The following is an 8,932-nucleotide window of genomic DNA, read 5'->3' on the forward strand; positions in this document are numbered from 1 at the left end:
CGCCAGGCCCTCAGGTGCAGCGCAGCCGCGACTGCGCCCAGTCCGCGAGCGCCACCGAGTCGAACGGCGTGTGCGGCTCGACGACCAGACGGATCGTCTTGCGCCCGGTGATGTTCACCTGCACGGGCACCGCGGGGTCGCCGCCCTTCATCATCGGCGACTGCCACAGCCGTGCCCCGTCCGCGTAGACGGAGAAGCGCAGCTTGCCGAGCCCCATCGTCATGTCGTCGACACCGACGAGCGCGTCGTACGTCGAGCAGCTGCGGTTCAGGTCGATCGTCACGGAGGACTCCCCGTGCACGGTCACCCCGTGGCCGTACTGCTTGTCGGCGATCGACATGCCCCAGCGCTGCCACACCCAACTGCTCTCGCCGAGCCGCATCTCGGGCTTGGTGCCGTCGCCGGTGGCGCCGTACTCCAGCTCGTTCCACTGGTAGACCTTCGGGGCCGGTGGCGGCGGGGGCGGCGGCTTCGGTGTCGGCTTGGGCGGAGTGGGCTTCGGCGTCGGCTTCGGCGGGGGCGGCTTCGGCTTGGGCTTCTCCTTCGCCGGAGGCTTCGGCTTCGGCGTGGGGGTGGGCTTCGCCTTCGGAGGCGGCGGCTTCGGCGCGGGCGCCGGTGGAGTCGGCTTGGGCTTCGGCTTCGGGGGCGGCGGCTTCTGCGGCACGATCGACTCCGACACCGCGGGCTCCTCGGCCTTCGGCGGCGGGTCCTCCTTGGGCTTGCCGCCCCCTCCGGTGAGGGCGATCGCCGCGGCGACACCGGCCGCCACGACGACGCTCGCCGCGATACCGGCCTTCGCCGGAGCGCCGAGCCCCTCGGACGCGGCGGCACCGCCACCCGCTGCCGACCCTCCGGACGAGCCGCTCGCGGCGGCCGCACCCGCGGCTCCCGCGGCACCGGCGCCGACCGTGCCGCCGCCGATGAGCGCGGCCACCTTCGCGTACCCGGCGGCACCGAACCAACCGATGACGGCGATCGGCACGACCGCGGGGATACCGCTGGCGACTTCCTTGATCTGGCCCGCGGCCAGACGGCACTTGGCGCACTCCTCCAGGTGCTTGCGCAGGCCCCGCTCGGCGCGGGTGCGCAGGCCGCCGCGGGCGTAGGCACCCAGGCGGTCGGCGTAGCGCGCGCACTCCTCGCTCTCGGTGAGCGTGGCGCTCACATGCGCCTGCAGATAGGCCTGTTTGAGTCCCTCGCGGGCACGGCTCGCGAGCACGCGCGTGCCGTTCGCGTCGAGGCCGAACAGCGTGGCGACGTCGCTCGGGGACTCGTCCTCGATCTCCGTGTGCCACAGCACGGCCTGCCAGCGCTCCGGCAGACTCCGGAACGCCTGCATGGCCATCGACTGCTCGGCCTCGTGCATCGCGCGGACGTCCGCGCCCAGGTCGAGCGTGTCGTCGTCGGAGACCTCGGCGCCGCGCGCGGCCTGCGCGGCGAACACCGCGAAGTCGTCGACCAGCTGCTCGCGCTTGGCCGACTTCGTCCAACCGGCGGCGACCCTGCGCACGGTGGTGAGCAGATAGGCGCGTACAGCGTACTCGGGCCCGCTGCCGCCGCGCACCGCCTGCAGCATGCGGGCGAAGACCTCGGCGGTGAGGTCGTCGGCGGTGTGGGCGTCGCGGCAGCAGGTGCGGGAATAGCGGCGTACGGCTTCCGCGTGACGGCGGTAGAGCTCCTCGTACGCGGAGTCGTCGCCCGCCCGCATCCGCGCGATCAAGTCGGCGTCGGAGAGCGGGGTTTCACCGCCTGCGGGCGCAGAGGCACCCGCACCGCCCCCGCGCTGCGGAGGCACACTGGGATCGGGCGCGCCGGACGCCGGGCCCGCGGAGCCGCCCGGGGCACCGGCAGGGGTCCCCGCGCTGCCGCCGGGCCCGCCCTGGTTCGGCACCTGCCGTGAGGGCAGCCCACCGGTCTCCGTGCCGCCGCTTCCCGAGGGGGTCTCCTCGCCGAAGCCGGCGGACGGCTCGTCCCGACCGTCAACACTCATCGCGGAACGCCCCCGGTTGCACACTCAGACCCGACCACCGGGAAAGAGTGCCATACGGCCGCGCTCCGGCCGATAGCGACGACGGGCAACCACCCATCCGGGGCGACTTCCCGAAATCGAGCACTACCGTTCACCCATTCGGGGAAGGCTCAACAACCGCTGTTCAGCGCGGAGTTGAGCCTTCCGCCGGATGGCGCGCGACATGGCACGCGACTGAGGTGCCGGAAAGAACCACGATCACGCGGGCCGCGAGCGCAGCCCTTCGAGCAGGATGTCGAGCAGCCGCGACGAGGCCGCCGCCTGCTGCGCGGCGTCCGGCAGCGAGGGCGCCGCCGTCGCTATCACCAGCAGGACGTCCGACACCGTCACGTCCGCGCGCAGCTCGCCCGCCGCACGGGCGCGCTCCACGAGACGGCCGACGACATCGAGCAGCGTCGCCGCACCCGAGTCGTCGCCCACGGAAGCCGACTCCTCGGCCGGCGCCTGGCGCTGTTCGATGAGGCGCAGCTCGGGGGCGTCCGAGACCGACTGCCGCTGCTGCGGCACCCGCGCCTCGTCCTCCTTGGCGGCGCCGTCCTCGACGCTCACCCGCAGCACCTGAGGCGGCAGCAACCGCCCCGCACCCGACGCCACGGACGTCCGCAGGAAGCGCGAGAGCGCCGACCACGGCTCGTCCTCCTGCCCGAGCGCCGCACGCGCCTGGTCCGTCAGCCGGGACGTCTCTTCCTCGGCTATCCGCCTGACCAGTACGTCCTTGCTCGGGAAGCGTCGGTAAACGGTGCCGACACCGACCCGCGCACGGCGTGCCACGTCTTCCATCGGCGCGCCGTACCCCAGCTCGCCGAAGACTTCGCGAGCTGCCCTAAGTACATGTTCGAGATTGCGCTGTGCGTCGACACGCAGCGGTGTCGTGCGCGCTCCTTCCCCCATGTCTCGTCCGTTCCCGCCAGGGCCGACAGCTGTTGCCGGCGTGACAGCGGAAGTCCAGTGAGTCTCCTGAATGTGCATACACGTTCCCCCGGTAATGACGTCTCCCCCCGGAGACACTCCCCGTCATTGACTACCGGTGTGTTGAGGAGCGAGCCCTTCCGCGAACCGGAAAATCGGTTCGACGAGCGCATCCCCCGACACCCCGACGTCACACGAACATAGTTGAGCGGGGGTCAATTCAGAAGAGGTGGGTTCCGCACGGTGAGCCCCCCGATCGGAGTACGCACCTTTTCAGGCCTTATTGCACCCCGTTCCCGCACCCCTCTCATAGGTGCTGACCTGCGCGCCTTTCCAGCCCACCGGCCGACGCGCAGGCGTTCGCCGCACACCACGTCCGGTCACACAAATTGCCGGGCCTGTGGACAAACTCCGGAGCCGGGTGCGTCATGGGATGGTGAAGGAACCTGTGCGCATTCTCGTCGTAGGCGGCGGCTACGTCGGCATGTACACCGCGCTGCGCCTCCAGCGGAAGCTGAAGCCGGAGCTCAAGCGGGGCGAGGCCGAGATCGTGGTGATCACACCCGAGCCGTACATGACCTATCAGCCGTTTCTGCCCGAGGCCGCGGCCGGCTCCATTTCGCCGCGCCACGTCGTCGTCCCGCTGCGCCGGGTTCTCGACAAGTGCCGCATCGTCATCGGCGAAGTCGCGTCGGTCGACCACGCCAAGCGCACCGCGACCTTCACCACCCTCGCCACCGACGAGGAGGGCACAGGGGCCGTCGACATCACGTACGACGAACTCGTCCTGGCCCCCGGCTCCATCTCCCGCACGCTGCCCGTCCCCGGCCTCGCCGAGTACGCCATCGGCTTCAAGACCGTCGAAGAGGCCATCGGACTGCGCAACCACGTCATCGAGCAGATGGACATCGCCTCCTCCACCCGCGACCCCGCGATCCGCGACGCGGCCCTGACCTTCGTCTTCGTAGGGGGCGGTTACGCCGGCGTCGAAGCGCTCGGCGAGCTGGAGGACATGGCGCGCTACGCCTCCCGCTACTACCACAACGTCAAGGCCGAGGACATGAAGTGGATCCTCGTCGAGGCATCGGGCCGGATCCTGCCCGAAGTCGGCGAGGAAATGGGCAAGTACACGGTGCGCGAGCTGCGAAGGCGCAATATCGACGTACGCCTGGAGACCCGCCTTGACTCGTGCGAGGACCGCGTCGCCGTCCTGAGCGACGGCGCACGCTTCCCCACCAGGACCGTCGTATGGACCGCGGGCGTCAAACCGCACCCCGTCCTCGCCGCGTCCGACCTCCCGCTGAACGAACGCGGCCGCCTCAAGTGCACGGCCGCACTGACCGTCGACGGCGCCACGCACGCGTGGGGCGCGGGAGACGCGGCCGCCGTCCCCGACGTCACGGCCGACGAACCCGGCAAGGAGTGCGCGCCCAACGCCCAGCACGCGGTGCGCCAGGCCAAGGTCCTCGGCGACAACATCACCGCGTCGCTGCGGGGCAAGCCCCTCCAGGACTACACGCACAAATATGTCGGCTCCGTCGCGTCCCTGGGACTGCACAAAGGTGTCGCGCACGTCTACGGACGCAAGCTGAAGGGCTACCCTGCCTGGTTCATGCACCGCGTCTACCACTTGAGCAGAGTGCCGACCGTCAACCGCAAGTCCCGTGTGCTCGCCGAATGGACCCTGTCCGGCCTGTTCAAACGCGAGATCGTCTCCCTGGGTTCGCTCGAACACCCCCGTGCGGAGTTCGAACTCGCAGCCGGGGGCGAGCGCCCGAAGGAGTCCTCCTGACCGGAGTCAGGAACTCCCCGAACAGGGCCGACGTCTGACGGATGTCAGTCCGGTCGGCCAGACTGTTCGTGTGACCATGGGCAGGCCGGCAGGCCGACACCAGGGACGTCCGCTCTCGACATGCTGTGTTCCCGATCCAGAAGCGACACCACGAGGCCTACCGCAGTGAACTTCACGCGCTGGAGCGCCCGGCTCCCCGGAACGCAGCGCCGCGCAGCAGCGCGGACCGAACAGGCGGCGGCGTCCCCGCCACCCCGCGGGGACGGCTCCGTCCCCGCGGCCCGCGCCGAGCGGCCCTCCGACGGAGCGGAGCCCGGCCCCGCAGACGGCATTGAAGGCGTCGACGAACTACCGGTCCGCGAGGTGCTCGACCGCATCCCGGCCCTCGTCGCCCTCGTGCACGGCGCCGAGCACCGCATCGCGTACGTCAACGACGCGTACGTGGCCGCCTTCGGCCCCCGCCCCGTGGGCGAGCCCGCGCGCGAGGCGCTGCCCGAACTGGACGAGCTGGGCCTGCTGCCGCTCCTGGACCAGGTCCTGCGCAGCTCGAAGCCGCGCACCGTCAAGTCCCGCAAGGCGCCGTCGGGCCGTTCCTACACCTTCACGTGCACCCCCGTGACGCTGCCGCTCGGCGGCTCCGCGGCGGGTCCCGAAGAGGGCGGCGGCGTCCTGGTGTTCGCCGCCGACGTCACCGACCACGCCGAGGCCGCCGAGCGCCTGCGCACCAGCGAGCGCGCCCAGCGCGAGACGGCCGTCACCCTCCAGAAGTCCCTCCTGCCCCAGGAGTTGGAGCAGCCCGACGACCTCCGCATCGCCGCCACCTACCAGCCGGGCGGCACCGAGGCCGCGGTCGGCGGCGACTGGTACGACGTGATCACCCTCGGCGGTGGCCGCACCGCCCTCGTCATCGGCGACGTGATGGGCCGCGGTGTGCGCGCGGCGGCCGTCATGGGCCAGCTCCGCACGGCCGTGCGCGCCTACGCCCGCCTTGACCTGCCCCCGCACGAGGTCCTGCAGCTCCTGGACGGCCTCGCCGCCGAGATCGACGCCAGCCAGATTGCCACGTGTGTCTACGCCGTGCACGACCCGAACGAAGGAAGCCTCGTCTACGCCTCCGCGGGGCACCTGCCCATCCTCGTACGCGACGAGAACGGCACGATCCACCGCGCGGAAGAACCCACGGGCCCCCCGCTCGGCACCGGCGGTTGGCTGCACACCTCGGGATCGGTCCCGCTCAGCCCCGGCTCCACCGCAGTCCTCTACACGGACGGCCTGGTCGAGCGTCGCAGCGAGGACATCGACGAAGGAGTGGCCTCCCTGGAGCGAGCCCTGGCCGGCGCCACCGGCACGCCCCAGGTGGTGTGCGACCGCCTGATCCGCGCCCTGGGCGTGACCGCCGACCACGACGACGACGTCGCGGTCCTGGTCCTCCAGCACCCCGCCCGCACCGGCTCGGACGCCGAACTCTTCAGGAACGCCGCCCTGGAACTCCTCGGCGGCGTGGAAGCGGCACCACGCGCGCGTGCCTTCGCCACGGGCGTCCTCGCCAGCTGGCGGTTCTCCCCGGAACTGCACGACCTGGGCGTCCTCGCGGCCAGCGAGCTGGTCGCCAACTCCCTCCAGCACGGCACCCCGCCGATGCGCCTGCGCCTGCGCCGCACCGACCGACGCCTGATCATCGAGGTCACCGACGGCGACGACCACCTGCCGCGCCGCCGACGTGCCGAACCGGCCGACGAGGCGGGACGCGGCATCGCCATCGTCGCCACGATCGCGTCGAACTGGGGCTCGCGCCGCACACCGGGCGGCGGCAAGGCCGTCTGGTGCGAGTTCGCGCTGCCCAAGTAGACGAAAGCAGACGAAAAAGCGCCCCGGAGAGTCTTCGAGACTCTCCGGGGCGCTCTCCGTACGGGTTATGCGTTCGCCGCGGCGGGCTCGGCCGCGGCCGGACCGCCCTGCGCCACCACCGGGCTCTTGGCCAGCGACGGCTGGTTCTGCACCGGCGTGAGCCGGCGCCCCAGGCGCACCGCGAGCACCGTGATGCCCAGCGAGAACAGAATGAACGTGACGATGTACGGCGCGTGCAGCGCGGCACCCATGGGCCCGCCCACCGCCGGACCGACCGCGAGTGCCAGCTGCTTCACCAGGGCGAAGGCCGAGTTGTACTGACCGACCATGCCGCTCGGCGCCAGGTCCGCGACCAGCGGGGCGACGGTCGGCGACAGCATCGCCTCACCGAGCCCGAAGAGGGCGTACGTCGAGATGAACGCGGCGGTGGCCATCGCCTGGCTGCCGTGCCCGAGCCCCGCGTACCCCGCGAGCATCCACGCGAACGCCCAGATGAGACCGACGGCCGCGATCACCCGGGAGCGCTTGCGCCGCTCGACGAACTTCAGGACGGCGAACTGCGCGATCACGATCATCGCCGTGTTGGCGGCGAGCGCGATGCCGAGCGTCGACGGGGAGATCCCCGCGGCCTCCACGCCGTACGCGGAGAGCCCGGACTCGAACTGCCCGTAACAGGCGAAGAAGATCACGAAGCCGAGCCCGCACAGCTGCACCATCGCCTTGTGCTTCATGAGCGCGCGCATGCCGCCCTGCGGGGCGGAGGCGTCCTTGGGCATCGCGTCCTGGATGGACGGCGCGTGCGGCAGCCGGATGGTCAGCGCGATGGCCGCGAGCACCAGGAACATCACTGACTCGATGGAGAACAGCAGCGTGAAGCTGCCGGGCCGGTTCTCGTCGACGATCTGGCCGCCGATGAGACCACCGATGCCGAGGCCCAGGTTCTGCAGGAAGAACTGCATCGCGAAGGAGCGCGTACGGGTCTCCGGCGTCGAGGACCAGACGATCATCGTCGCGAGGGCGGGCTGCATGACCGCCGTGCCCGCGCCGAGCAGGGCCGCGGACAGGATCGCCGTCGGCTCGCTGTTCGCGAAGCCGAGCGCGACCGCGCCCACGGAGGCGACGACCGCCGCGCCCACGAGTACGGGAAGAGGCCCGCGGCGGTCGATGACGCGGCCGGTGATGGGCAGGACGATCAGAGCGGCCATGGCGAAGGCGGCGAGCACGATGCCCGCCGTACTGGCCCCCAGCTCCCGCACCTGCGCCACATAGACGTAGAGGAACGGGACCGTGAACCCGATGCCGAACGCGCTCAGCGCGCTGCCTGCCTGAATACGACGCATCGCTGCGCCCATCGCCCTGGTCACTTTCACCTGCCTTAGGAGTTAGAAGTGAAGACTTCGAAGCTAAAGTTAGGAACTAAACAATACACACTGAAGGACTTCGATGCCAAGCGAGGGCGTGCCATACTCGGCCCATGGGTGACACCCCCGGCCCCAGTGAGCCGACACTTGAAGAGCAGATCGCCGCGTACCAACGGGAGTTCCAGGACCTCGACCCCCAGGTCGAGAAGATCGTCTCGGCCCTGGGGCGCCTGAACCGGCGCATGAACGTCGCCTACGGCCGCCAGACCGCGACCCTCGGCATCAGCAACGCCGAGTGGGAGGTCCTCAAGGCCCTCGTCCTGTCCGGAGCCCCGTACCAAATGGGCCCCGGCGACCTGGCCAAGCGCCTCGGCCTCACGCCCGCCGCCATGACCCACCGGATCGACCGCATGGTGGGGGAGGGTCTGGTCACCCGCGACCGCGACGAGACCAACCGCGTCCGCGTGATCGTCGAGCTGACCGCGGAGGGCCGCGAGAAGTGGCTGGAGGCGATGCGCCTGGCGACGGTCTTCGAGGAGGACCTCCTCCAGGACCTCTCCGCCGAGGAGCGCGGTGTCCTGGGCGAAGTGCTGACCCGTCTTCTACGTCGTGTGGAGCACGCCCAGCCGGACGCCGGCGGACGCCTCAACGACCTCGACTGACACTGCGAGCGGCGGTCGGCCGGCGGAGCACGGGCGGGGGTTGACAGTCACCCACCCGATCCGTAAGGTTCTTCGGGTTGCCACGGAGCCGTAACGGTTCTGCGACAGCACCTCCCGCCGCTGTTGAGCGGCAAACCAAACTCTGCACAACCTCCCAACGGAACGAATTCGGCATGCCCGAATTCAATTCCAAGGCTCGATTATGAGTCGCCGGGAAAACCCGCTAGAGTTTGAGACGTCGGAACGGCCCAACAGCCGCGAAGACAACTCCCGCTGACCGGGAATCAGGCCCGAAAGGATCTGATAGAGTCGGAACCGCCGGAAAGGGAAA

General features: G+C 70.6%; 6 protein-coding genes. 3 read left to right on the top strand and 3 right to left on the bottom strand.

The window, feature by feature from the left end; all coding sequences use genetic code 11:
• Positions 1–10 precede the first annotated feature (10 nt).
• Positions 11–1,990, bottom strand: a complete 1,980-nt coding sequence (locus AB0B50_RS31025) for a sigma-70 family RNA polymerase sigma factor (protein ID WP_362339094.1) — start codon at positions 1,988–1,990, stop codon at positions 11–13.
• A gap of 237 nt (positions 1,991–2,227) precedes the next feature.
• The gene (locus AB0B50_RS31030; protein WP_362339096.1) at positions 2,228–2,998 is read right to left on the bottom strand and encodes a helix-turn-helix domain-containing protein; all 771 of its coding nucleotides are present in this window, start codon (positions 2,996–2,998) and stop codon (positions 2,228–2,230) included.
• Positions 2,999–3,371: 373 nt separating this feature from the next.
• Between AB0B50_RS31030 and AB0B50_RS31035 the strand changes: the two genes are divergently transcribed.
• The gene (locus tag AB0B50_RS31035) at positions 3,372–4,730 is read left to right on the top strand and encodes an NAD(P)/FAD-dependent oxidoreductase (RefSeq protein ID WP_362339098.1); all 1,359 of its coding nucleotides are present in this window, start codon (positions 3,372–3,374) and stop codon (positions 4,728–4,730) included.
• A gap of 165 nt (positions 4,731–4,895) precedes the next feature.
• A complete protein-coding gene (locus AB0B50_RS31040; protein ID WP_362339099.1) occupies positions 4,896–6,578 on the top strand; it encodes a SpoIIE family protein phosphatase in 1,683 nt (560 codons plus the stop codon).
• A 65-nt stretch (positions 6,579–6,643) separates the two neighbouring features.
• Here AB0B50_RS31040 and AB0B50_RS31045 read toward each other — a convergent pair whose 3' ends face one another.
• Positions 6,644–7,930 (bottom strand): MFS transporter, encoded by a 1,287-nt coding sequence (locus AB0B50_RS31045; RefSeq protein WP_362339100.1) that lies wholly within the window; start codon positions 7,928–7,930, stop codon positions 6,644–6,646.
• A 122-nt stretch (positions 7,931–8,052) separates the two neighbouring features.
• Here AB0B50_RS31045 and AB0B50_RS31050 point away from each other — a divergent pair, with 122 nt between their 5' ends.
• Positions 8,053–8,601 (top strand): MarR family transcriptional regulator, encoded by a 549-nt coding sequence (locus AB0B50_RS31050; RefSeq protein WP_362339101.1) that lies wholly within the window; start codon positions 8,053–8,055, stop codon positions 8,599–8,601.
• Positions 8,602–8,932: the final 331 nt, after the last annotated feature.

Source organism: Streptomyces sp. NPDC041068, assembly GCF_040647455.1.
Classification (GTDB): Bacteria; Actinomycetota; Actinomycetes; order Streptomycetales; family Streptomycetaceae; genus Streptomyces.